Origin of the sequence: Rhizobium sp. 25PS6, from assembly GCF_032464655.1 — a bacterium.
Lineage (GTDB): Bacteria > Pseudomonadota > Alphaproteobacteria > Rhizobiales > Rhizobiaceae > Rhizobium > Rhizobium laguerreae.
Genome location: NZ_JAWDIV010000026.1, coordinates 31,018 through 53,408 on the forward strand (window position 1 = coordinate 31,018; position 22,391 = coordinate 53,408).

Consider the following 22,391-nt stretch of genomic DNA (forward strand, 5'->3'; position numbering starts at 1 on the left):
GATAAACCGGCATGACTGAACTAAGGTCGATACTCGACGAGGCCGTGCGCCAGGAGCTGATTTCGCCGGAGGCGGGCGGGCGGCTTTTGCCGTTCCTCATTGAGCGGGGCGTGGCCGTCGCTGGGGCGCCTGGAATGGTGGCCGAGGAGCAGGCCTGGTCGGATACGGAGACGCCGCGTTTCGTGCGAGGCTTCCACGACGTGCTGATCACCATCGGCGTTATCGTCGCGCTCGTCGGCCTCTGGGGCCTTGCGCCGCTTTACGCCGTGCCGGCTGCCATCATCGTGCTTTCGGAAATCCTGGTGCGGCGTCAGCGGCTTGCTTTGCCGGCCGTCAGCCTGACGATCGCGCTGTTCTGCTGGACATGGCCGCTGATGTCCGGCTTCTTCCCGCCGTGGGCACAGACCTCCGGATCCTTCGGAGCGGAGGTGACACAGCTCGTTGCCGGCTTCCCGATCATCCTCGGCGTTTACTATGCCCGCTATCGCGTGCCCTTGGCGCTGGCGCTCTCCATCATGTCGACGCTTGCCTTCGTGCTCACCCTGCTTTTGCGTTTGGTGCAATGGGTAAGCGGTAATCCGACGTTTTTCGCCGACCATCTTGCCGTGCTGGCTGCGGTCTCGCTCGTCTGCGCGCTCGGCCTCTTCGCGACGGCGCTCTATTTCGACCTCGGCGACCGGCTGCGCCGGACGACGCGCTCGGATATCGCTTTCTGGCTGCATCTCGGCGCGGCGCCGGCGATGCTCTACAGCACCGTTTCCCTGCTGTCGTTCGAGGAAAGCGGCCGTATCTTCGACCTGGCGAACATGTCGGCCCGGACGCCTGTGGTCGTCGCGACGGTGGCGGCGCTGATGCTGATCGGCCTCGTCATCGACCGCCGCGCCTTCGTCACTTCGGGGCTGTTGTCGCTCGGCGTTGCGATCTTCAGCGTCTTCCGGCACGGAAGTGCGACTGTCGACACCTACATCTACACGACGCTGATCGTCGTCGGCGCGATCGTTCTCATTATCGGAACGGGCTGGATGCCGCTGCGCCGGATGTTGCTTAGGGCACTCCCTCCGGCAATCGCGAACAGGCTGCCGCCTGGTTAGGGCGGCAGCGATTTGATCAAGTATTAAAGCGGAAGTGGATGACGTCGCCGTCTTGGACGACGTATTCCTTGCCTTCGTCGCGCGCCTTGCCGGCATCCTTGGCGCCGACTTCGCCGTTATATTTGATGTAGTCGTCATAGGCGATGGTGTTGGCGCGGATGAAGCCGCGCTCGAAATCCGAATGGATGACGCCCGCGGCCTGCGGCGCCTTGGTGCCGCGCTCGATCGTCCAGGCGCGCGTTTCCTTCGGGCCGACGGTAAAATAGGTGATGAGGTGGAGCAGCTTGTAGCCGGCGCGGATCAGCCGGTCGAGGCCCGCCTCGTCAAGGTCGAGGGCAGAGAGGAATTCCTTCGCTTCCTCTTCTGGAAGCTGGGCGACTTCCGCTTCGATCGCCGCCGAGATGACGACGGTTTCGGCACCCTGTTCCTTCGCCATGACGGCGACGACCTCGGTGAATTCGTTGCCGGTCGAGGCATCGCCTTCGGCGACGTTGCAGACGTAGAGCACCGGATGCGAGGTCAGAAGATTGAGGCTCTTGAGGATGACGATTTCTTCCGCATCGAGCGTCGACAGCAGCGTGCGCACCGGCTTGCCTTCGTTGAGCAGCTTCAGCGACGCTTCCATGATCGGCAGCATCGCCACCGAATCCTTGTCCTTGCCGGTGGCGCGCTTGCGCGTCTGCTCGCTGCGGCGCTCCAGGCTTTCGAGGTCGGCAAGCATCAGCTCGGTCTCGATCGTCTCGGCATCGGCGACCGGGTTGATGCGGCCCTCGACATGAGTGATGTCGCTGTCTTCGAAGCAGCGGAGCACATGGACGATGGCGTCGACCTCGCGGATATTGGCGAGGAACTGGTTGCCGAGGCCTTCGCCCTTCGAGGCGCCGCGCACCAGGCCGGCGATATCGACGAAGGAGATGCGGGTCGGGATCAGTTCTTTCGACTTGGCGACGTCGGCAAGCTTGCGCATGCGCGGATCGGGAACGGCGACTTCGCCGGTGTTCGGCTCGATGGTGCAGAAGGGGTAGTTCGCCGCCTGTGCCGCCGCCGTCTTGGTGAGCGCGTTGAAGAGGGTCGATTTGCCGACATTCGGCAGCCCGACGATACCGCATTTGAAGCCCATGGCTTGATCCATATCTATTGGTAACTTTGCCCTGCCTATGCGGGAATGGCCGCCCTGGGTCAAGGGTTCGCAACATGAATCGAAAAAGCTGAGGCGCTCGGCTTGAAGGTAAGGCGTTTTAGCCTTACTTTTGGAGCAAAGGATACCATCAGCATGGCAACTCTGACTGTGACGGCAAAGGGGCAGGTGACCCTGAAAAAGGAGGTGCTTCAGCATCTCGGGGTCAGGCCTGGCGACAGGATCGATGTCGATCTCCTGCCTGGCGGCAAACTCGAGGTCATTGCTGTTGAGAGGCGGTCGGTCGCGGGCTCGGTGGAAAGCTTCTTCGGGAGTCTGGAGAACAAGGAGAATATTCATGCGACGCTCGAAGAGATCGATGAGGCCATAAAGGCGGGCTGGGCAGGCGAGGTCGGCGTCGACAATGATCGTTGATACGAATGTGCTCGTACGTTCGGCCGTGCATGACGATCCGAAGCAAACTGAGCGTGCAAGGACGTTCATGCGCGAGGCCGAACGCCTGTTCATTTCCAATCTGACGTTTTGCGAATTCGTCTGGGTCGCCAGCCGGGTCTATCGCAAGAGCGCTTCAGAGATATCAGCGGCCATCCGGCTGCTGATATCGGACAGGAAGGTTGTCTACGACAGAGTTGCCGTCGAAGCCGGATTATCCTTTCTCGATGCTGGCGGGGACTTCGCCGATGGCATCATCGTCTTCGAAGGTCGCAGGCTTGGCGGCGAAACATTCGTGACATTCGACAAGAAGGCTGCCGCAATCCTGGAAATAGCCAGTCAGAATTGCCTCCTGCTCTCCGCGGAATAACACTCCGTCATTGAACTGCCGTGCTTACGGTGCAATATATTGGTGGTGGACGTTTTCTCCGCCTTTTCCATGTCATCAACGGGTGGATTTTTCCGATGAGTGACAATGACATTGCCCTGAAACCGAAGGTCAAAGTGAAGCCCAAGCTGGACAAGCCGAAGCTCTACAAGGTCATCCTCGTCAATGACGATTATACCCCACGCGAACTCGTCATCATGATCCTGAAGGCCGTCTTCCGCATGAGCGAGGAGACGGGTTACCGGGTGATGATGACGGCGCACAAGCTCGGTTCCTGCGTGGTCGTGGTCTGCGCCAGGGACATCGCCGAGACCAAGGCCAAGGAGGGTATCGACCTTGCCAAGGGCATGGGGTTTCCGCTGATGTTCACCACCGAACCGGAGGAATAGGCGCTTTCTGAGGGCCGCCCCGAATATGGAGTCAGGGCCGGCGGATCTGATAGCCGGTCTTTTCCTGCACGAAACCGCAATTCTCATAGAAGCGCAACGTTGCCGGATTCTTGGAGCCGGTAAGCAGCATCACCTTGTAGCATCCGTCGTTCCAGGCCTCGGCGACCGCGTGGCCGATGACGGTGCGGGCATAACCGCGCTTGCGATGATCGGCATGGGTGACGACGTTTTCGATGAGCGCATAGGGCGCGCCGTTCCGTGTCAGGTTCGGCACGACGACGCTTGTGACGGTGGCGACGGCGACCTCACCCGCAAAACCGATGAAGACGGTCATGCCGGGCTGGGCCAGGATGGCGGAAAAGCGTTCTTCGGCAATGGCCTCGTCAAGAACCGGATCGGTGGGGCTCAGGTGACGGTAAAGCGTCATGAGACCGGCGAGATCGCCGCGGGCAGCCGGGCGGATGATGACGTCGTGATCCGGCATCGGTCTCAATCGCCCTTTTTGCCGAACATCTTTTTTAGCATGTCGGCCATCGGGCCGGTGGCCGGCAACTTCGGCTGATTGTGGTTGCGGGCCTGATAGATATGCGACTGGCCGGCCGGCTTCTTCTCGACATCCTTCTTTTCTTTCGCCGGTTTCTCCTCCTCGGCCTTTCCGCCGAGCGCCAGCGCAATCTTGTTCATCAGCTGCGAATCTTCGTTTCGCACCAGCATGTCGGCATTGTCGGCGAGCGTGTCGAGAAGCGGCTCCAGCCAGGCCTTGTCGGCCTTGGCGAAATCGCCGAGCACATGGTTCTGCACCATTTCCTTGATGCCGGGATGGCCGATACCGAGGCGTAGCCGCCGGTATTCCCTGCCGCAATGGGCGTCGAGCGACTTGATGCCGTTGTGGCCGTTGTGGCCGCCGCCGGTCTTCAGCCGCGCCTTGCCCTGGGGAAGGTCGAGCTCGTCGTAGATGGCCACGAGATCGGCCGGCTGGAGCTTGTAGAAACGCATCGCTTCGCCGACGGACTCGCCGGAAAGGTTCATGAAGGTCTGCGGCTTCATCAGCAGCACTTTCTCGCCGCCGACCTCGCCCTCGGCGATCTCGGCCCTGAACTTCTTCGACCAGGGCGAAAAGCCGTGGCGCCGATGGATGGCGTCGACGGCCATGAAGCCGATATTGTGGCGGTTGCCGGCGTATTTGCTGCCGGGATTGCCGAGACCCGCGATGATCAGCATGGCCTGTCTTTCCTCGCTAAAGCATGTCGCGCAAAGTGTGCAGCGGTTTTGCGACAATCACATGCGTAAAAACAAAGACCTAAAGCGCGAGGAGCAAATCTGAAAGATCGCGACGCGCTTTAAAACTTCCCGCCGTTCACCACCGCGAAATGAAAGCAAAGTCAAGCGGAAAGGGCAGTTGTCTCCGGAGTCATTCCGACAGGTTCATGCCGTATTTCAGGAAGATCTGCTTCTGGTCGCCATCGGCGATCAGCTTGTCGAGAGCAGCCTGCATCCTGGCGAGCAGATCGTCCGGAAAGTTCTTCTCGCAGGCGATGCCCATTGGCTGGGCGGAGAGCACGGTCACCAATTCCACCGGCTGGTCGGCCTTCAGTTTTTCGAAATAGAGTTCGGAGATCGGCATCATGTCGATGCGCCCGCCAAGCAGTTTGCGCAGCGTCGCATTGAAATCGCTGGCGACATCGAGCTTGGTGAAACCCTTCTCCTTCAGGATCGTCTCGGTATAATCCTCGCGCTGCGTGCCGACCGTATATTTCTTCGCCTCGTCCAGATTGCCGGCGGTGACGCCCGAGCCCTTGCGGGTGATCAGGATGTTGCGGTCGATGAGCAGCGGCTCGACCCATTTGAACAACGGGTCGCGTGCGCCGTTGTGGGCGGTCGCAAAGACACAAGTCATCGGCGCCGTGCGGGCGAGGCTGAAAGCACGCGCCCAGGGCATGATCTCGATCGTGTAGTCGACGCCGATCGCGGCCATCACCTTTTCGACCTGCTCGACGGTCGCGCCCTTGATCTCCTTGCCTTCGCGGTAATTGAAGGGGGCATAGTCCTCGGTCGTGAACGTCACCGTTTGCGCATGGGCGGTGCAGGGCAGCGCCAGGCATGCGAGAAGCAGGAGCTTTTTCATCCGTATCATCTCCTTGGTTCTTCGTTCACGAGGCACGTGCGACGGCCGATTGCGAGGCCGTCAGTTCGTCGATCAGCGTGGCGGCGTGCTGCGGACGATGGAAGAGATAGCCCTGGCCGTAGTCAAGCCCCATCTGATGGAGCGTGCGGCATTCCTCTTCGGTCTCGATGCCCTCGGCAATAACGGTGCAGTTCATCTTATGGGAAAGCGTGGTAATGCCTTCGATCAGCATCCGGCTCTTCTGACGCGCGTCGTCGTCGCCGTCGTTGATTGCGCGAGTGAAGGACTGGTCGATCTTGATGATGTCGACGGGGAAACGGTTGAGGTAGCTCAGCGACGAATAGCCCGTGCCGAAATCGTCAAGCGCGATGCGGCAGCCGAAACGACGAAGCTCCGTGACGATCAAGCGGATCTGCGGGTTGTCGTGCATCAGCACGGCTTCGGTGATCTCGACGACGATGCGCTCGGGGCGGATGCCGTGGCGGCCGATGACGGCGGCAAGACGGGCCGGCAGCGCCGGCTCGAACTGCAGCGGCGAGAAGTTGATGGCGAGATAGGTATCCTGCATGCCTGATATGCGGGAAATCTTCGCGAGGTTGGCGATCGCCTTTTCCATGATGACGTTGCCGACGCGGACGATCTTTGCCGTTTCCTCGGCGACGCTGATGATCTCGGCCGGCGGCATCATGCCCTTCTGCGGATGGTTGAGGCGCATCAGCGCCTCGAAACCGGCAATGCCGCGGCCGTTCAGGGTGACGATCGGCTGCAGGAAGGCTTCGAACCAGTTGTCGACCAGGCCGGCTTCGATATTGGCCTCGATTTCGGCGCGGCTGCGAGCGCGGTCGAGCATGGCATTGTCGAAGAGCTGCGCGCCGTTCTTGCCGTCGCGTTTCTTGGCATACATCGCCATGTCGGATTTTTGCAGCAGCTCGGCCGCGGTTGCAGCATGATGCGGATAGATGGCGATGCCGACGGAAGCGCTCAGATGCATGTCGGGGGCGAATGGCGTTTCGAAGATCGAGGCAATCTGCTCGCACATCACCTTGGCGCGGCTTTCGGCGTCCTTGGCCGGCAGCAGGATGGCAAATTCGTCGCCGCCGAGACGGGCCGCCTCGTCGGAGGGGGCAAGATGGGTCTTCAGGCGCTCGACTAGCTCGACCAGCGCCATGTCACCGGCGGCATGGCCCATATTGTCGTTGATCCACTTGAAACGGTCGAGATCGACGAAGAGACAGGCGAGTTCCTGGCCGGCGGCATCGGCGGCGGCGATCTTGTTGTCGAGGACGGCTTCGAAGCCCTGGCGATTGAGAAGCCCGGTCAGGTGATCGGTGATTGCCTGGCGGTGATTGCGGTCCTCGGACGCCTTGAGTTCGGTCACATCGGTCATGACCGATAGCGAGAGGCGGTCCTGAGCGCCAGCTCTTGCCTCCGATTCCATGATGAGGACGTCCATGGTGCGGCCATCCAGGCAAACGAACTTGACGGTGACGGTCATGCCGCTTTCGGCTTGGCGGCGCTTGACGAATTTGTTGCGGGTCGCGGGGGTGACGAGATTGGCGAAGTTGCGGCCGATGACGGCGGCGCGGTTATAACCTGTGGCAAGCAGCCAATAATCGCTGACGGCGGTGATGCGGTCTTCCTCGTCGAGCGAGAAGAGCATGGCGGGCGTCAGATTGTAGATGTCGGTGGCGCGGCGGTGTGCGAACTTCAGCTCCTTTTCCTCGCTTTCGAGCTTGGTCTGCATCTCGTTGAAGCTATGGGCAAGCCGTCCCATCTCGTCGTTCGACTGCCAGTCGACATGATGGCGGGAGCCCAACTGGCGGGTGGCCTCGATTGCCGCGGTCAGCCGCATCAGCGGCTGGATGACGAAGAAGCGGTTGCCGATCAGCGCCGTGCCGAAAACGGTCAGCACCGCGAAGATGAAGATCGAGATGAAGACGACCTCTTCCTGCTTCAGGCCGGAAAACAGGCCGAGCGCAGGATAATAGACGCTGATGCTGCCGAGGTTCTTCGGACCGTCGACGTTGTTATAGATGATGGCGCGCGACACCTGCACCAGCTTGCCGTCGAAGGAGCGCGGAATGGTGGACTGGCTGACGTCGAGCTGGCCCGACTGGTCACGCACTTCGACCTTGACGATGGCGCCCTGGGAAACGACCGTCGCGCTGATCTGGGTGACGCTGTCCTCGTCAAGGTCCCACAGGGGTTTGGCCAGCGCCTGGGCATTGGCGACAAGAAGAACGGAGATATGGTCGCGTATTTCCTTGTCGGCCCGTTCCGAGGAAAGAAAAAGGAAGAGAACAAAGAGGGGAGCGACAAAAACAAGCAGCGCTCCGCAAACTATCGCAAAAAATCTGTTCTCAACGGAATTGTTCATGGTTCCGTCTACTCCCCGGGCCGACCGTATTTGCTGTCGCGCGTTGAGGCGGGCTTCTTCGCAGCTGACGGAGCATGCTTTCACGAATTTGTTAAATGTTGCTGAAACGGGTGTTTCCGGGCAATGAAAAACCCGCTTTCCAGGGGAAAGCGGGCCATATGCTTTACAAATTGGTCGAAGCGATCAGGCTTCGGCTTCGCCTTCCGCGGCGCTCTCATCGATGCCGGCAGCCGGAGCGATGATCGTCGCGATCGTGAAGTCGCGGTCGATGACCGGGGTGACACCCTTCGGCAGGGTGACTTCCGCGATATGGATGCTGTCGCCGATCTTCTTGCCGCTGAGGTCGATGTTGAAGAACTCGGGGATCGCATCGGCCGGGCAGTGAACTTCGACTTCATGGCGAACGATGTTCAGAACGCCGCCAACCTTGAGGCCCGGTGACTTCTCTTCGTTGATGAAGTGCACGGGGATTTCGACGGTCACTTGGGTGTTGCCGGAGACGCGCAGGAAATCGACATGCATGGTGAAGTCACGGACCGGATCGAGCTGGTAGTCCTTCGGCAGAACCTTGTGCTTCTTGCCGTCGACTTCGATCGTCGCCACGGTGGTCATGAAACCACCGGCGTGAATGCGCTTCGTCACCTCATTGGTGTTGAGAGCGATGGAAATGGGGGCCTGCTTGTCACCATAGATGACAGCGGGAATCAAACCGTTGCGGCGAAGTTCACGGGCGGACCCCTTACCAACCCGTTCGCGCGCCTCGGCCTTGAGCTCGTAAGTTTCCTGGCTCATGGCTATTCCTTTCGAGGTTATTTGGAGAGTTCGGCGGCGGGCAAAAGCCTTGTTCCGACGAACCGGAGGCGGGATGACCCGACCTCATCCGCGTTGCCTCCAAGGGTGTCTACACGGACCGGTGGCCTATATTATAAGTCGATCGGAAACGCAAGTTGCGGATTTGAGTTGTTTTTGCCCATATACACGCTTTCGCCAAGGTTTCACCATCGAAAACGAAATCGGCGGCGATTAATAAATCCTGCGTTTACCCGCCAATATAAGCAGGGCCGTCTCAATTTGCCGGTTGCCTCTCATGTTGCGCGTCCTTTCCTGCATCACAGTCGAACACAGCCTTCCGCATCTGATCTTCGCCACCGTTATCTGTGTGCTCGGATCGATGCTGTCGATGCGCCTCTTCACCCGGGTGCGCCGATCGCAGGGGCTGCAGAAAACCAACTGGCTGTTTCTCTCCGGTTTCGTTGGCGGCTCGACCATCTGGACGACGCATTTCATCGCCATGCTCGGTTACCAGACGCCGGTGGCGAACGGCTATGGGCCGACGCTGACGCTGCTGTCGCTGTTTGCCGCCGTCGCGACGACGATGATCGGCTTTGCCATCGCGTCAATTGCGCAGAAGAGCGCGCTTATCGAGGCAGGCGGCGTGATCGTCGGCCTCGGCATCGCGGTCATGCACTATGTCGGGATCGCCGGTTACGAGATCGAGGGTCGTCTCGAATGGCAGACCTCCTATGTCGTCACCTCGCTGGTCTTGGCCGGCTTGTTCGGCGCAGTCGCCACCAATCGCGTCTGCCGGCCGATCAGGCGTTTCTGCCGCCACGGGGCTGCCCTTTCGCTGATCCTTGCGATCGTGCTCACGCATTTCACCGGGATGGCGGGGCTGACGATCCTGCCGGATGCCACTGTTGCGGCACCCACCGAGATCATCTCTGACGGCATCATGACCGGTCTCGTCAGCGCCGTCATGATCATCATCCTGGCGCTGGGCGCCTCCACCTATATCATCGACATGCAGTCGACCCAGGCAGCCGTCGAGCGTTATCGCCATCTGTCGCTGCATGACCCGCTGACCAATCTTGCCAATCGCGCCGCCTTCAACGAGCATCTGTCGGCGCTGGTCAACAAGCCGAAGGACATGACGGCCAATATCGCCGTGCTCTCCTTCGACCTCGACCGTTTCAAGGAAATCAACGACGTTCACGGCCACGCCGCCGGCGATGCCGTGCTGCGCGCCGTCGCCGAACGGCTGTCCAGGATCATGCAGAACGGCCGGTTCGTGGCGCGGGTCGGCGGCGACGAGTTCGTGGCGGTCATGTGCGATTATTTCGTCCGTTCGGACGCCAGGGGACTGGCACAACGCATGCTCGACGAGATCGCCCGGCCGATCGAATGGAACGGCCATGCGCTGACCGTCGGCTCCAGTATCGGTATCTCCACCTATCCCGGACAGGCGAACACTTTGGACGACCTGCTGTCACAGGCCGATACGGCCATGTATCGGGCAAAATCGACAGCGACCAACAGCATATGCTTCTACGAGCCCTCGATGGACCAGGCAGCGCGCGAACGCAACGCGCTGGCGAGCGAGATGCGGGAGGGATTGGCACGCGGCGAATTCGAGCTGTTCTACCAGCAGCAGAATGACACGGTGACGCGCGACATCATTGGGCTGGAAGTGCTCCTGCGCTGGAGACATCCTGTGCGCGGCTACATCTCACTCGTCGAATTCATTCCGATCGCGGAGAAGACCGGCTTTATCATTGAGCTTGGTGAATGGGTGCTGCGGGCCGCTTGCGCGGAAGCGGCGACCTGGAAGAACCCGTTACGCATCGCCGTCAACGTCGCGCCGCAGCAGCTCGGCGACAACCGCCTACCGCAGATCGTGCATCAGATCCTGCTTGAGACCGGCCTGCCGGCGGCGCGACTCGAGATCGAAATCACCGAATCCGGCATCATCGCCGATCATCAACATGCGCTTCAGGCCATCCGCCGGCTGAAAGCGCTCGGCGTAAAGGTGGCGATGGACGATTACGGCACGGGTTATTCGTCACTGTCGACACTGCACAGCTTCCCGTTCGACAAGATCAAGATCGACCGCGCCTTCGTCGACGGCGTCGTCACCAACAAGCAGTCTGCGACAATCGTGCGTTCGACGCTAATTCTTGCAGCAAGCCTCGACATACCGGTGCTTGCTGAAGGCGTCGAAAACGAAGACCATATCGACTTCCTGCGACGGGAAGGCTGTCTGCAAGTGCAGGGCTTCCTCTTCGGTAAGCCGGGACCGCGCTCGGGGCATCGAGGCGATCGTCAACGGCGAGGTGCCGGCCGTACAGCACGAAACGGTTCTTGCGCCGGTCGTGAAGAAATCCGCGGCCGCGTGAGCGGCAAATTGCCCTTCTCTGCCGCAGCTGAGGTTGACATCCGCGCGCTTCGCATCTTTGGATGGCCCGCATTCAAAAAAGCGGCTGAGGAGAAATCGGACTATGCGTCTCAAACTTGTCACGGCAACGAGCTTGCTGGCACTTTGCCTTGTCACCACGGCCCAGGGTGTCGAGATCAATCAGGATGGCGCCAATGCGGTCAAGGACACGCTGACGAAGCTGCTTCCCGAGGATCTGGCGAAGAGCGGCCTGATCACCGTCAATCCGGCGGGGGCGCGATATGAGATCATTTACGATCTGGCGAAGCTGCTTGCCAAGGCCGATCCGGCGACATTCGCGATCAACGGGCTGACGCCGTTCTCGATGTTCGCCACGCCGCTCGACAGCGGGCTCTGGAACATCGAGGGTGACAACAACCTCAACGTTTCCGGCCATTTCAAAGGCCCCGACCAGAAGCCGACGGACTTTTCCTACTCCATCGCTTCGCTTGTCTACACCGGCGTCTTCGATCCGGCGATCAGCTATCTGCGCTCCGGCACCTTCACCGGCAAGGACATCAAGGTCACCAGCAAGTCCGACACCGAGGAAGTCCATGCCAGTATCGCCGCGATCGACCAAAAGCTGAGTTCGACGGACAGCGCAGGCGGCAACGGGCGTATCGATTTTGCGGGCAGCGGCTCGATGTCCACTTTCGTGGAGCAGGTTTCCGGCCTGCAAATGCCGCCCGTTGAAATCCGTGCCGATTCGATCGATTTCGATGCCAAGGTGAACGGCCTGCCGGCCAAGCAAATCCGCGAGATCGTCCTTTTCGTTCTCGACCATCTCGAGGAGAAGGAACTGAGCCCGGAGAATAGCGACAAGATAAAGGGAATGCTCAAGCAAGCCTTCCCGATTCTTGCCTCTTTCAGCGAAACAATCGGGGTCAACAATCTGACCGTCAGCAGCCAGATGGGCAATGGCGGCGTCAAGGCGTTTGGTTACAACCTGGCCATCGATGGGCCGAGCGATGCCATGCGTTTCGGCTTCGGCATGAATGCGCAGGACATCAGACTCGACAGCCCGCTGATGCCGCCAAGCTATTCGCCTTTCATGCCGACCAGCTTCGAGCTGCAACTCGCCATGCCGAATCTGGATTTCGCCACCTTCGGCGACGCCTTCATGGCGGTGGATTTCAGCAGCGCCGAGGCGCCGGAGACGAGCGGCGAGGAGATGGCGAAGAAGCTCTTCCGCGATGGCCGGCTCGCCATCGAGTTTCCGAAGGTCAGCGCCAAGTCCGATGTCTATGACCTCGACATGACCGGCAAGATCGAGGGACGCGTCGATACCCAGAAGGACTATTCGATGGAGGCGACGATCCTTGCCCGTGATCTCGACAAGACGATTGCCGCGGTTCAGGAGCTTGCCAAGACGGATCCCGATCTCAACCAGGTCTCCTTCGGCATCATGATGGTGAAGGGTTTCGCCAAGACCGATGCAGATGGCCGCTCGCGCTGGGACATCAGCGTCAGCCGCGACGGCGCGATCGCCGTCAACGGGCAGGTGGTCAAGGGGCCGGATAGTCTGGATCAGGAGCCAGACCAGGAGCAGGAACCGGATCAGGATCAGGACGCGGTACCTGCGCCGCCGCAGCAGCCTTGAGCATTATCAAATTAGGATCAGAAATGAAAAAGCCGGCCTTGTGCCGGCTTTTTTGCGCCCAACGATCGCAACGGCGGTTTATTCTGGGCTTTCGTTGTCACCGAACGCGGCTCGGCGACTATCAACGGCCAGCAATTCATGCGGCTCGAAGAGCATGCCCAGTAATAGCTTGGTCCATCTGATGCAGAAATTGAAAGAGCCGGTCGAATGCCGGCTCTCTTTAATCGAAGAGGCTGGAGACGGACTCTTCCTGAGCCGTTCGGCTGATGGCTTCGCCGATCAGCGGCGCCGTCGTTACGATGCGGATATTGTGCGCCGAGAGAACCGCCGTGGTCGGCTGGATCGAATCCGTGATGACGAGTTCGCGCAGCTTCGAGGAAGTGACGCGGGTGACTGCGCCGCCCGAGAGAACGCCGTGGGTGATATAGGCGGTGACGCTGGATGCGCCCTTGGCCAGCATCGCGTCGGCCGCGTTGCAGAGCGTGCCGCCGGAATCAACGATGTCGTCGATCAGCAGGCAGTCCTTGCCGGTGATGTCGCCGATGATGTTCATGACTTCGGATTCACCCGGTCGCTCGCGACGCTTGTCGACGATGGCCAGAAGACAGTCCAGCCGCTTGGCAAGCGCGCGGGCACGCACCACACCACCGACGTCAGGCGAGACGACCACGACGTTGCTGAGGTCATAATGGCTCTTGATGTCGCGCGTCAGCACGGGCATAGCGAAGAGATTGTCGGTCGGAATATCGAAGAAGCCCTGGATCTGCCCGGCATGGAGATCGAGCGTCATGACACGGTCGGCGCCGGCTTCGGTAATGAGGTTTGCGACCAGCTTGGCGGAGATCGGCGTGCGGCCGGAGGCTCGGCGGTCCTGGCGGGCATAGCCGAAATAGGGAAGGACGGCGGTGATGCGGCGGGCTGACGAACGACGCATAGCGTCGATCATGATCAGCAGTTCCATCAGGTGGTCGTTTGCGGGAAAAGCGGTCGGCTGCACGAGGAAAACGTCCTCGCCGCGCACATTTTCCTGGATTTCCACGAAGATTTCCTGATCGGCAAACCTTCGAACACTGGCTTTCCCCAAGGGAACATTGAGATAGTTGCAGATCGCTTCGGCGAGTTGCCGGTTCGAATTGCCCGCGAAAACCTTCATTTTGGTCCGCCTGTTACGCGCTGATAGCCGCGCTTTTTAGTCAGCTTCCCCGTGAATGCAAGGGCAAAGGCGCCACAGCCTTCCATATTTGCAAAAAGTTTGTGACTAACCTCCCTGAGCCTGCCGCCAGGAAGAGAATTCCGCGATGGTTTTCGAGGCGATCTGCTGCATCACCGAGGCCGGAACGCCCGCCCATGGATCGGCCGCGGCCGTCGGCACGCTTTCCTGGCCCTGGATGCGGTGCAGGCGGCCCCCGCCGCTGTCGAGAATGTCCCAGACATAGACCACGGTGACCTTGCCGTCGTCGCTGAAGGCGGAGAGGTAGCCCTTGAGGATGTAGTCGCTGCTCGCGTCGTTCGAACTCTTGATGGAAAGGCCGTGCGCGCGCGCTTCGGCACCGAGCTGGCGCGAGAGCGGTGTCACGGCCTGCACCGGCGCGCCGATGATCGGTAGGAAGCGCACGGTATTGCCGCGGGCGGAGGAGGAACTGGGGGGGAGGGCGGCGGTCTGCTGCGGCTGTTGTGCCTCGGCCGGCGGAGCCGGCTGTGCGGCAAGTTCACCACTGGCCGCCGGTGGGGGCAGCGATTGTCCGTCGATCGGGGCAGAGGCGGCCGGTGAGGAGCCGCTTCTCGACAGGGCGTCTGCCTGTTCCTGCATCGTCGTCGGCGCCGCGCCGGTGCCGGGTCGATAGGCCCGCTGCGACTGATCATAGGCTGGATGGTAGCCGCCCTGCTGCGAGCTTCCCGAGAAACTCGGCTGGCGGGTGCCTGCCAAGCGCTCGGCTTCGCTCTGCGTCACCGGGCTCGACGGGGCGCCCCCGGAGGAATTGCCGATGTCGACCTGCGGCGTCAGCGCATCGGTCGTGTTGCAGGCTGTCATTAGAGCCATGACGAACAGGAGCGTGGGCACAATCGCAGCTCGCGTCATCCCTTGGTCCGTCCTTCCCGCAATCGCAATCAGCCCCACCCGAATTTATGCGGGTGGGGACGGTCGTCTGTCAATTCCGGATTCTCACCGGTCAGAGCCCGATGAAATCGAGCGGATGGCGGGATAGCGCGCGCGGCGCATCCGCAGTCGTCAGATAGGTCTGGCCGAGCGTCATCGCCGTGCCCGTATCGGAATCGGCGATGATCATGTGCACGAAGAGCGACATGTTCGGCTCGATCGGCTGCGGATTGCCGACATGGAACATCTGATGCTCCATCCAGGAGGGCGAGAAGCGGGCGCCGAGCGAATAACCGCAGGCATTCAGCCGGTGGCGGGCCAGGCCGCGCTCGTCGATGATCCTGGCATGCATGTCGAAGACATCGCCGAAGGTCTGGCCGGGCTTGAGCACGGTCTCGATCGCCTCGATGGTTTCGCGGCAGGCGTTGTAAAGCTCGCGGTGGCGATGCGTCGGTTCGCCGATGACGATCGTGCGCATCATCGCGGCATGGTAATGCGCATAGGCGCCGGCCCATTCGAGCGTCAGCTGGTCGTTGGCGTCGAGCTTGCGGCGGCCGGCCTTGTAGCGGCAAAGCAGGGCGTCGGCGCCGGAGCCGATGATGAACTCGTTGGCGGGGTAGTCGCCGCCGCCGGAAAAGATCGCGCCCTGCATGGCGGCGAGGATATCGGCCTCGTCGGCGCCGGGTTTTGTCAGACGGATCGCGGCATCGAGCGCATCGTCGGCGAGCACGGCGGCGCGCTCGACATAGGCGACCTCCGTCGGGCTCTTGATCAGGCGCAGGCGGCTGACGAGGTAGGAAGCGTCGACGATCTGGCCGAAGGTGGTCAATTGCGCGTCGAGCAGCCGGGCGACGCGGCCGGTCATGCCGTGCGTATCATATTCGATGCCGATGCGGGCGCCGAGCAGGTCCATTTCGACCAGCAGGTTCTTCAGGTCGAGCGTCGGGTCGGCATTGACCCGGTCGACCCAGATATGGATGTCCTCAAGGATCGAGGTATGCCTAGCCTGGCGAAGATCGGCCGAGCGGGTGATCAGCGCCATGGTGCCGTCGCTCTTGACGACCAGCGTCTGGAAGAAGCAGTAGCCGAAGGTGTCGTAGCCCGTCAGCCAGTACATGCTTTCCTGGGCGAAGAGCAGCAAGGCGTCGAGCTTTTCTTCCTTCATCTTCTCGGTGAGGCGCGCAAGCCGGCTTGCGAATTCGGCCTTTTCGAAGTGCAGTGCCATTCTGCTCAAGTCTCCCTGATTGATATCGCGGAAATCTGGCGGCCGTAATCCGGCTCCTTGCGATGTGTCGTCCTGCGGTAGGAAAAGAAGCGCTCGTTGTCCACATAGGTGCAGAGGCCGAGGCTTTCGGCACGCACGCCGGCTTTCGTCAGCCGGTCGACCGTCAGCGCCGGCAGGTCGAACATGGCGTGGCCGGGTGTTGCGGAAGGCACGAAAAAGCACTCGTCCTCCGGGTTTTCGACGACGAAACGCTCGACGAACTCAGGACCGACCTCATAGCTCGCCTGGCTGATCGAGGGGCCGAGGCAGGCGACGATGCGAGCGCGGTCCGCACCCAGCGCCTCCATGGCGGCGATGGTGTTTTCGAGCACGCCCGTCAGTGCGCCCTTCCAGCCGGCATGGGCGGCGCCGATGACGCGATTGTCGGGGTCGGCAAACAGGATGGGTCCGCAATCGGCGGCGAGCACGCCAAGCGCAATGCCAGGGGTGCGGGTCACCATCGCATCCGCGTCGGGGCGGGCGCCGTCGTAATCGGCGCCGATCGTCACGACATCGGCGGAATGGACCTGATGCGTGGTTGCCAGCCGCTCGACCGGCAAGCCGAACCAGGCGGCGACGCGACGGCGGTTTTCCAGGACCTTGTCGCGTTCGTCGCTGGAGCCGAGGCCGACGTTAAGGCCACGATACAGCCCCTCCGAAACGCCGCCGGCCCGAGTGAAATATCCGTGCCGGATCGTGGCGCCCGTCGCTTCGTTCAGCAGCGCGCTTTCGATCGGTGCGGGAGAGGCCGCGTCCTGCATCTGTGATTCCGGGGTTTTCGAGGGGTTTGTTATTATCCCAAGCGCATCGCATATGCGGCGCGCTTTAAGTTCTTGTTTCGGGCCGATGTTGAACCAGCCGCGTGCGCCCTGTCAATCCACCGGACGAAAGGGCATGAGATCGAGGGGGGGATAGGAGACCGCCATCACCTTGAACAGTTCGCCCATCCGGCCTTCACCGGCGCCGGCGAGCCTTTCGACCGCCGCCTGGATGACCTGCTGGGTTTGCGGTTCGCGATCGCGGCCGAGCGCGGTTGCGCGCTCGATGATGCCGAGGCCGGTCAGGAAATCACCCTGATGCAGGGCGCCGTTCAGATGGAGGCCGGCCGCAAGTGCCGTTTCGGCGAGCTGCTGGAAGTCGACATGGCTCGTCAGATCGGCTTCGCCGGGATGGGCGAGCGGCGGGTCGAATTCATGCATGCGCACGGCCTGCAGCGTATCTCCGAAACCGGTGACGAGATGGCCGTAGTCGATCGTAAGCGCCGTGCCGCCGAAGGCGCGCAGCCGCTCGCAGATCGCCATCATCACCGCCTGGCGAGCAGGCGAGATCTCGAAGAGCGTGCCGACCGGCACGTTCTGCACCGGTTCGGGCAGCAAGGTGGGATCGAGGCCGGCGACGCCGGCGGCGAAAGTCAGCTCGCCATCGGCGTCGATACCGACCATGCGCTCACGGAACCCCGTTGGCATGCGGACGAACTGGCGGATCGGGATGGCGTCGAAGAGTTCGTTGGCGGCAATCAGCGTGAAGCCGGGCGGTACTTCGTCGAAGCCATCGTGCCAGGTGATCTTGTCGCCGTGGGGTTCGAGCGTCTGGCTCTGAACGTCGCGCAGGCGCTCGCTGGTTTCGACGAGATGCACGGTCATCGCGTCGAAAAGCGGTGGAGCGATGCGGGAAATGACGCGCAGCATGTCTGATATCATGGTGCCGCGGCCGGGGCCGATCTCGACGAGGCGGACGTCTGTCGGTGTGCCATGGCGCTGCCACGCATGGACGATGAAGACGCCGATCATCTCGCCGAAGATCTGGCTGACTTCGGGCGCGGTGACGAAATCACCGGAACGGCCGAAGGGCTCGCGGGTGCGGTAATAGCCGTGTTCGGGGTCTGCGAGGCAGAGCGAGAAATAATCGGTGACGCTGATCGGGCCGTTGGCCTGGATAATCGCCTTGATCTTTTCGCCTAGAGCGGTGGTCATGTCGCGCGTCCTGCCGTTTCAGAGCTGCAGCGCAGCCTGGCGGCGGGCCCGCAGCATCGCCCAGAGGCCAAGCAGGATCATCGGGAAGGAGAGCACCATGCCCATGGTCAGCCAGTTCGTGCCGAGCAGGTAACCGAGCTGGGCATCAGGCTCGCGGAAGAATTCGACGAAGATGCGCGACAGCGCATAACCGCAGACGAAGACGCCTGTAATGAAGCCGGGGCTTTTCAGCGCGCGCATGCCATAGACGAAGGCGGCCAGCACCAGGAGCAGAACGATGCCTTCGAGACCGGCTTCGTAAAGCTGGCTCGGATGGCGGGCGAAGGGACCGCCGGTCGGGAAGACAACGGCCCAGGGCACGTCGGTCAACCGGCCCCACAGCTCGCCATTGATGAAATTGGCGATGCGGCCGAAGAACAGACCGAAGGGAACGACGGCGGCGACAATGTCGAACAGGCTCCAGACCGGGATGGCGTTACGGCGGGCAAAGAGGATCATGGCGATCGTCGTGCCGGTCAGACCGCCATGGAAGGACATGCCGCCGTTCCAGATCTCGAGCGCACGGACGGGAGTGCGCAGGACGGCGGGGAGATCATAGAAGAAAATATAGCCGAGACGACCGCCGAGGACGACGCCAAGCGCTGCCCAGACGATGAAATCATCGAGCTGCGTCTTTGATATCGGCGAGACGTTGCCGGGCCAGAGACTGTCATTGGCGGCGATGCGACGCGCATAGGCCCAGCCGAGCAGGATGCCGGCGACATAGGCGAGACCGTACCAATGAATCGCCAGCGGGCCGATCGAAAAGGCGATCGGATCGATATCCGGGAAAGGCATGATGGCAAGGAGATTGGCTGCTGTCGGCAAGGTTTTCCACCTGTTGAGTTGCGCGGAACATGCCGCTGCGATCCCGGACGGTCAAGTCCATTGTTCGTGATGGCCCGTTCCCGGCCGGTTCCGGCAAGCTTATCCCGTGTAAAGCGCTTGCATCGTCGATGGCGAAGCCCTACCTCAATCCTCGAGGCCCTGAAGGGCTGAATTCACCTCATGCGAAGGGAGAAAAACGCCATGACGACCGGAACGAACCGCATCATGGACGAATTCGCCAAGCTGATGACCGATGCGGCCGGTGCCGCCCAGGGCGTCCGCAAGGAGATCGAAACCGCCTTCAACGCCCAAGCCGAGCGTTGGCTGAACAGCATGGACATCGTCAAGCGCGAGGAGTTCGAGGCCGTGCGCGAGATGGCGATCAAGGCACGCGACGAGAACGAGGCGCTTGCCGCCCGCATCGCAGCACTCGAGGCGAAGCTTGCCGGCGAGGGCGCTTAAGTCCCGATACGACACAGATGCGGCGTTGCCTTCATGCCACACGCCGCATCTTCCTTAAAAAAACCAGGTGAGTTTTCCACCTGTGGACACTGCCAAAAAAGCCAATTCGCAGAGTCGCTTATTCTCCCTTCTGAATTGAATTTCGAAGAGCCTTTCCACAGTGGTCGGTCCTATTTTCGGTTCGGGGGGCTGGCAGGGGACCAGGGGCGCTATACACTGATTTTAAATGATGATTCGAAGCGACGTGGTAAGCTCCGGGCAGGTTATCTGCGTTAAGTCTGGCAGCGGTTCAACGATCATCCGAGTGGTGGTTCCGGTATTTTGCGTGTGTCTTTCTTGTGTTCGTACACCAAGTTAGGTCGCATTCGTTCCGGTCAAGAAGGTGCTGCATGAACCTGATGGAATTGGAAGTCGAGCGTCAGTCGAACCCGGTCGATATGATCGAGTACGTTGCCTCCAACAACGACTGGTCGTTCGAACGGTCCGGCGAGGACGAGATCGCGATGACGGTCGAGGGCCGCTGGACGGACTACCACGTCTCCTTCTCCTGGATGGAGGAATTCGAGGCGCTGCACCTTGGCTGCGCCTTCGATATCAAAGTTCCCGACATCAGGGTCAACGAGGTGGTCAAGCTGCTCTCGGCGATCAACGGGCAGGTGCTGATGGGTCATTTCGACCTCTGGCGCCAGGAAGATGTCGTCATTTTCCGCCAATCGCTGCTGCTTGCCGGCGGTGCGGAGCCTACCAATCGCCAGGTGGAGGTGCTGCTTTCCAGCGCGCTTGACACCTGCGAGGCCTATTTCCAGGCATTCCAGTTCGTCGTCTGGTCCGGCATGGAAGCGACGAAGGCGATGGAAGCCGTGCTGTTTGAAACGGTCGGCGAGGCATAAGATGCCGACGAAGGCTTTCTCCTCGACACATCCCGTCGTTCTGATCGGTGCCGGAAACATGGGCGGGGCGATGCTCTCCGGCTGGCTGAAAAGCGGCGTTCCGGGCTCGGCCGTCATCGTTGTCGATCCGGGCCCGTCGCCGGCGATGCTTTCGACGATCAGCGAGGCTGGCGCGACCCATCTGACTGCGCTTCCTACGGATTTGAAGGCAAGCGTGCTGTTTCTGGCAGTCAAGCCGCAGGTGATGGAGACGGTGCTGCCGGCGGTGAAGAGTGCCATCGGGCCGGACACGGTCGTCGTCTCGGTCGCGGCCGGCAAGACGCTCGGTTTCCTCGAGAAACATCTCGGCAAGGCCGCCATGGTGCGGGCCATGCCGAACACGCCAGCCATGGTCGGGCGCGGCGTCACCGGTGCTTTTGCGAATTCAGGGGTCAGCGATCCGCAGCGCGAACGCGTCCATGCCCTTCTGCACGTCTCGGGGCCGGTCGAATGGGTGCCGGCGGAAGCCGATATCGATGCCGTGACGGCGCTTTCGGGCAGCGGTCCGGCTTATGTATTCTATCTCGTCGAATGTATGGCGGAGGCAGGCCGTAAACTCGGCCTGCAGGCGGACCTCGCCATGCGTCTTGCGCGGGAAACAGTCGCGGGGGCTGGTGAACTCATGCACCAGTCCCCCGACGACGCTTCGCGGCTGCGGGAAAATGTGACCTCTCCCGGCGGCACGACGGCGGCGGCGCTCGCCGTGCTGATGGCCGAAGACGGCATGCAGCCCTTGTTCGACGCAGCCCTTGCGGCGGCGCGCAAGCGAGCCGAGGAACTGGCTGGCTGACGGAGACCATATGGCAGAAGAGATCACCTACGCCGATTTCGAGCGTGTCGATATCCGCGTCGGCACGATCATCGAAGCCGGCCCCTTTCCGGAGGCGCGCAAGCCGGCGTTCAAACTCCTGATCGATTTTGGTCCTGACATCGGCATCAAAAAGTCCTCAGCGCAGATCACCGTGCATTATACGACGGAAAGCCTGATCGGCCGGCAGGTGCTCGGCGTCGTCAACTTCCCGCCGCGCCAGATCGGGCCGTTCCGCTCGGAAGTGCTGACGCTGGGATTCGAGGATGAGAACGGCGCGATCGTGCTTGCTGCGGTCGAACAGCCGGTGCCGAACGGCAGAAGAATGATGTGAGCGCGAGCTTACAGCTATTTGTTCCGGGCTTCACGTGGCAGGATCGGATCCTCCACGAGGTTTGATCTCCTGCAGGAATGGATTGCTTCGCCGCTCGTCGCCGATGCGGCTGCCGGGGCCGTGGCCGCAGATGAAGCCGACGTCGTCGCCGAGCGGCAATACCTTGTCGCGGATCGAATCGAGAAGCTGCTGATGATTGCCGCCCGGCAGGTCGGTGCGGCCGATCGAGCCGTTGAAAAGCACGTCGCCGAGATGGGCGAAATTCTGCGCACGGTTGAAATAGATGACGTGGCCGGGGGCATGGCCGGGCGTGTGATAGACTTCGAATTCATGGGCGCCGAAAGAGATCTTGTCGCCGTCCTTCAGCCAGCGGTCGGGCACGACGTCGCGCAATCCTGATATGCCGTATTTTTCAGCCTGGGTTTCGATCCGTTGCAGCAGCGGCAGATCGTCCTGCTGCGGGCCGACCACGTCGACGCCGAGGGCCTCCTTCAATTCACTGGCGCCGCCCGCATGGTCGAGATGGCCGTGTGTCAGCCAGATTTCATTGATGGTCAGGCCGTTCTGGGCGATCGCCTGCAGGATGAGCGGCACGTCGCCGCCGGGATCGACGACGACGCCTTCCTTGGTATCGGGATCGAAGAAGATCGTGCAGTTCTGCTGGAAGGGTGTCACCGGAATGATGCCGGCCTGGAGCATGCCCATATGTGCCTCGCTTCGTGTCTCTATTGCTTCGGGTATAGTCCGAAACCACGGCAAGGACAGCCGGAATCTTCCGCCATTGCGGCCTGCCTCACGGCAAAAAGACGGACTGAAACAAGAGTTTATGCCTCTCTTCGCCACTGCCGTAGAGCGGAAAAATCGAATTTTGTTTAATTCTTCAAGGTACTTGGAGGAAATCTCCG

The 22,391-nt window shown here is 61.2% G+C and carries 22 protein-coding genes and 1 pseudogene; 10 read left to right on the plus strand and 13 right to left on the minus strand.

All coding sequences use genetic code 11. From position 1 onward, the window contains the following. Positions 1-11: 11 nt before the first annotated feature. Positions 12-1,091 (plus strand): hypothetical protein, encoded by a 1,080-nt coding sequence (locus RWK44_RS29830; protein WP_020051050.1) that lies wholly within the window; start codon positions 12-14, stop codon positions 1,089-1,091. A 16-nt stretch (positions 1,092-1,107) separates the two neighbouring features. On the opposite strand, the gene ychF is transcribed toward RWK44_RS29830, so the two are convergent. Continuing rightward, complete coding sequence (gene ychF, locus RWK44_RS29835) at positions 1,108-2,211, minus strand: redox-regulated ATPase YchF (protein ID WP_131664599.1); 1,104 nt, start codon at positions 2,209-2,211, stop codon at positions 1,108-1,110. A gap of 153 nt (positions 2,212-2,364) precedes the next feature. Here ychF and RWK44_RS29840 point away from each other — a divergent pair, with 153 nt between their 5' ends. The 3 genes from RWK44_RS29840 (at position 2,365) to clpS (ending at position 3,438) form a co-directional block, all read left to right on the plus strand. Further along, a complete protein-coding gene (locus RWK44_RS29840; RefSeq protein ID WP_131664600.1) occupies positions 2,365-2,643 on the plus strand; it encodes an AbrB/MazE/SpoVT family DNA-binding domain-containing protein in 279 nt (92 codons plus the stop codon). After that, the gene (locus RWK44_RS29845; RefSeq protein ID WP_131664601.1) at positions 2,633-3,031 is read left to right on the plus strand and encodes a type II toxin-antitoxin system VapC family toxin; all 399 of its coding nucleotides are present in this window, start codon (positions 2,633-2,635) and stop codon (positions 3,029-3,031) included. The genes RWK44_RS29840 and RWK44_RS29845 overlap by 11 nt, the downstream gene beginning before the upstream one ends. Before the next feature lie 95 nt (positions 3,032-3,126). After that, the gene (gene clpS, locus RWK44_RS29850) at positions 3,127-3,438 is read left to right on the plus strand and encodes an ATP-dependent Clp protease adapter ClpS (protein WP_131664602.1); all 312 of its coding nucleotides are present in this window, start codon (positions 3,127-3,129) and stop codon (positions 3,436-3,438) included. Positions 3,439-3,469: 31 nt separating this feature from the next. Here the strand turns inward: clpS and RWK44_RS29855 are convergent, their stop codons facing one another. The 5 genes from RWK44_RS29855 to RWK44_RS29875 form a co-directional block, all read right to left on the minus strand. Then, the gene (locus RWK44_RS29855) at positions 3,470-3,922 is read right to left on the minus strand and encodes a GNAT family N-acetyltransferase (protein WP_376775258.1); all 453 of its coding nucleotides are present in this window, start codon (positions 3,920-3,922) and stop codon (positions 3,470-3,472) included. A 5-nt stretch (positions 3,923-3,927) separates the two neighbouring features. After that, a complete protein-coding gene (gene pth / locus RWK44_RS29860) occupies positions 3,928-4,659 on the minus strand; it encodes an aminoacyl-tRNA hydrolase (RefSeq protein WP_020051044.1) in 732 nt (243 codons plus the stop codon). A gap of 190 nt (positions 4,660-4,849) precedes the next feature. Next, on the minus strand, positions 4,850-5,563 hold the full coding sequence (locus RWK44_RS29865) for a substrate-binding periplasmic protein (RefSeq protein WP_026265367.1): 714 nt from the start codon (positions 5,561-5,563) through the stop codon (positions 4,850-4,852). 25 nt (positions 5,564-5,588) lie between these two features. Then, a complete protein-coding gene (locus tag RWK44_RS29870) occupies positions 5,589-7,940 on the minus strand; it encodes an EAL domain-containing protein (RefSeq protein ID WP_131664604.1) in 2,352 nt (783 codons plus the stop codon). Positions 7,941-8,123: 183 nt separating this feature from the next. Continuing rightward, entirely contained in the window at positions 8,124-8,732 is a 609-nt protein-coding gene (locus RWK44_RS29875; protein ID WP_131664605.1) for a 50S ribosomal protein L25/general stress protein Ctc, read from the minus strand. A 295-nt stretch (positions 8,733-9,027) separates the two neighbouring features. Here RWK44_RS29875 and RWK44_RS29880 point away from each other — a divergent pair. Together RWK44_RS29880 and RWK44_RS29885 are read left to right on the plus strand one after the other, a co-directional pair. Continuing rightward, positions 9,028-11,113 (plus strand): annotated as a pseudogene (locus RWK44_RS29880) (putative bifunctional diguanylate cyclase/phosphodiesterase). 102 nt (positions 11,114-11,215) lie between these two features. Further along, the gene (locus RWK44_RS29885; protein ID WP_131664606.1) at positions 11,216-12,751 is read left to right on the plus strand and encodes a hypothetical protein; all 1,536 of its coding nucleotides are present in this window, start codon (positions 11,216-11,218) and stop codon (positions 12,749-12,751) included. Between the two features lie 220 nt (positions 12,752-12,971). Here the strand turns inward: RWK44_RS29885 and RWK44_RS29890 are convergent, their stop codons facing one another. The 6 genes from RWK44_RS29890 to lgt all read right to left on the minus strand — a co-directional run bounded on the left by RWK44_RS29890 (position 12,972) and on the right by lgt (position 18,953). Further along, positions 12,972-13,904, minus strand: coding sequence for a ribose-phosphate pyrophosphokinase (locus tag RWK44_RS29890; RefSeq protein ID WP_011652946.1), 933 nt, complete (start codon positions 13,902-13,904; stop codon positions 12,972-12,974). 105 nt (positions 13,905-14,009) lie between these two features. Then, positions 14,010-14,831: a hypothetical protein gene (locus RWK44_RS29895; RefSeq protein WP_168284004.1), complete on the minus strand. Its 822-nt coding sequence runs from the start codon at positions 14,829-14,831 to the stop codon at positions 14,010-14,012. Positions 14,832-14,922: 91 nt separating this feature from the next. Continuing rightward, positions 14,923-16,074, minus strand: a complete 1,152-nt coding sequence (locus RWK44_RS29900; protein ID WP_017961468.1) for a M24 family metallopeptidase — start codon at positions 16,072-16,074, stop codon at positions 14,923-14,925. A gap of 5 nt (positions 16,075-16,079) precedes the next feature. Then, complete coding sequence (pgeF, locus tag RWK44_RS29905) at positions 16,080-16,874, minus strand: peptidoglycan editing factor PgeF (protein ID WP_168284005.1); 795 nt, start codon at positions 16,872-16,874, stop codon at positions 16,080-16,082. Between the two features lie 111 nt (positions 16,875-16,985). After that, positions 16,986-18,086 carry a class I SAM-dependent methyltransferase gene (locus RWK44_RS29910; RefSeq protein ID WP_168284006.1) on the minus strand — a complete coding sequence of 367 codons (1,101 nt, stop codon included), beginning with the start codon at positions 18,084-18,086 and terminating at the stop codon, positions 16,986-16,988. An 18-nt stretch (positions 18,087-18,104) separates the two neighbouring features. Then, the gene (gene lgt / locus RWK44_RS29915; protein WP_077978896.1) at positions 18,105-18,953 is read right to left on the minus strand and encodes a prolipoprotein diacylglyceryl transferase; all 849 of its coding nucleotides are present in this window, start codon (positions 18,951-18,953) and stop codon (positions 18,105-18,107) included. 201 nt (positions 18,954-19,154) lie between these two features. Between lgt and RWK44_RS29920 the strand changes: the two genes are divergently transcribed. The 4 genes from RWK44_RS29920 (at position 19,155) to RWK44_RS29935 (ending at position 21,486) form a co-directional block, all read left to right on the plus strand. Continuing rightward, a complete protein-coding gene (locus RWK44_RS29920) occupies positions 19,155-19,415 on the plus strand; it encodes an accessory factor UbiK family protein (protein WP_003541711.1) in 261 nt (86 codons plus the stop codon). A gap of 389 nt (positions 19,416-19,804) precedes the next feature. Then, a complete protein-coding gene (locus RWK44_RS29925) occupies positions 19,805-20,305 on the plus strand; it encodes a YbjN domain-containing protein (RefSeq protein WP_003541709.1) in 501 nt (166 codons plus the stop codon). A gap of 1 nt (position 20,306) precedes the next feature. Further along, a complete protein-coding gene (proC, locus tag RWK44_RS29930; RefSeq protein WP_077978895.1) occupies positions 20,307-21,134 on the plus strand; it encodes a pyrroline-5-carboxylate reductase in 828 nt (275 codons plus the stop codon). 10 nt (positions 21,135-21,144) lie between these two features. Beyond that, entirely contained in the window at positions 21,145-21,486 is a 342-nt protein-coding gene (locus tag RWK44_RS29935) for a tRNA-binding protein (protein WP_077978894.1), read from the plus strand. A gap of 30 nt (positions 21,487-21,516) precedes the next feature. On the opposite strand, the gene RWK44_RS29940 is transcribed toward RWK44_RS29935, so the two are convergent. Continuing rightward, positions 21,517-22,191: an MBL fold metallo-hydrolase gene (locus RWK44_RS29940; protein WP_077978893.1), complete on the minus strand. Its 675-nt coding sequence runs from the start codon at positions 22,189-22,191 to the stop codon at positions 21,517-21,519. Between the last annotated feature and the right edge of the window lie 200 nt (positions 22,192-22,391).

What these genes read in the sequence shown, in the direction of transcription:
- RWK44_RS29830 (WP_020051050.1), top strand. Translation starts at nt 12, where the DNA reads ATGACTGAACTAAGGTCGATACTCGACGAGGCCGTGCGCCAGGAGCTG.
- ychF (WP_131664599.1), bottom strand. Translation starts at nt 2,211, where the DNA reads ATGGGCTTCAAATGCGGTATCGTCGGGCTGCCGAATGTCGGCAAATCG.
- RWK44_RS29840 (WP_131664600.1), top strand. Translation starts at nt 2,365, where the DNA reads ATGGCAACTCTGACTGTGACGGCAAAGGGGCAGGTGACCCTGAAAAAG.
- RWK44_RS29845 (WP_131664601.1), top strand. Translation starts at nt 2,633, where the DNA reads ATGATCGTTGATACGAATGTGCTCGTACGTTCGGCCGTGCATGACGAT.
- clpS (WP_131664602.1), top strand. Translation starts at nt 3,127, where the DNA reads ATGAGTGACAATGACATTGCCCTGAAACCGAAGGTCAAAGTGAAGCCC.
- RWK44_RS29855 (WP_376775258.1), bottom strand. Translation starts at nt 3,922, where the DNA reads ATGCCGGATCACGACGTCATCATCCGCCCGGCTGCCCGCGGCGATCTC.
- pth (WP_020051044.1), bottom strand. Translation starts at nt 4,659, where the DNA reads ATGCTGATCATCGCGGGTCTCGGCAATCCCGGCAGCAAATACGCCGGC.
- RWK44_RS29865 (WP_026265367.1), bottom strand. Translation starts at nt 5,563, where the DNA reads ATGAAAAAGCTCCTGCTTCTCGCATGCCTGGCGCTGCCCTGCACCGCC.
- RWK44_RS29870 (WP_131664604.1), bottom strand. Translation starts at nt 7,940, where the DNA reads ATGAACAATTCCGTTGAGAACAGATTTTTTGCGATAGTTTGCGGAGCG.
- RWK44_RS29875 (WP_131664605.1), bottom strand. Translation starts at nt 8,732, where the DNA reads ATGAGCCAGGAAACTTACGAGCTCAAGGCCGAGGCGCGCGAACGGGTT.
- RWK44_RS29885 (WP_131664606.1), top strand. Translation starts at nt 11,216, where the DNA reads ATGCGTCTCAAACTTGTCACGGCAACGAGCTTGCTGGCACTTTGCCTT.
- RWK44_RS29890 (WP_011652946.1), bottom strand. Translation starts at nt 13,904, where the DNA reads ATGAAGGTTTTCGCGGGCAATTCGAACCGGCAACTCGCCGAAGCGATC.
- RWK44_RS29895 (WP_168284004.1), bottom strand. Translation starts at nt 14,831, where the DNA reads ATGACGCGAGCTGCGATTGTGCCCACGCTCCTGTTCGTCATGGCTCTA.
- RWK44_RS29900 (WP_017961468.1), bottom strand. Translation starts at nt 16,074, where the DNA reads ATGGCACTGCACTTCGAAAAGGCCGAATTCGCAAGCCGGCTTGCGCGC.
- pgeF (WP_168284005.1), bottom strand. Translation starts at nt 16,874, where the DNA reads ATGCAGGACGCGGCCTCTCCCGCACCGATCGAAAGCGCGCTGCTGAAC.
- RWK44_RS29910 (WP_168284006.1), bottom strand. Translation starts at nt 18,086, where the DNA reads ATGACCACCGCTCTAGGCGAAAAGATCAAGGCGATTATCCAGGCCAAC.
- RWK44_RS29920 (WP_003541711.1), top strand. Translation starts at nt 19,155, where the DNA reads ATGACGACCGGAACGAACCGCATCATGGACGAATTCGCCAAGCTGATG.
- RWK44_RS29925 (WP_003541709.1), top strand. Translation starts at nt 19,805, where the DNA reads ATGAACCTGATGGAATTGGAAGTCGAGCGTCAGTCGAACCCGGTCGAT.
- proC (WP_077978895.1), top strand. Translation starts at nt 20,307, where the DNA reads ATGCCGACGAAGGCTTTCTCCTCGACACATCCCGTCGTTCTGATCGGT.
- RWK44_RS29935 (WP_077978894.1), top strand. Translation starts at nt 21,145, where the DNA reads ATGGCAGAAGAGATCACCTACGCCGATTTCGAGCGTGTCGATATCCGC.
- RWK44_RS29940 (WP_077978893.1), bottom strand. Translation starts at nt 22,191, where the DNA reads ATGGGCATGCTCCAGGCCGGCATCATTCCGGTGACACCCTTCCAGCAG.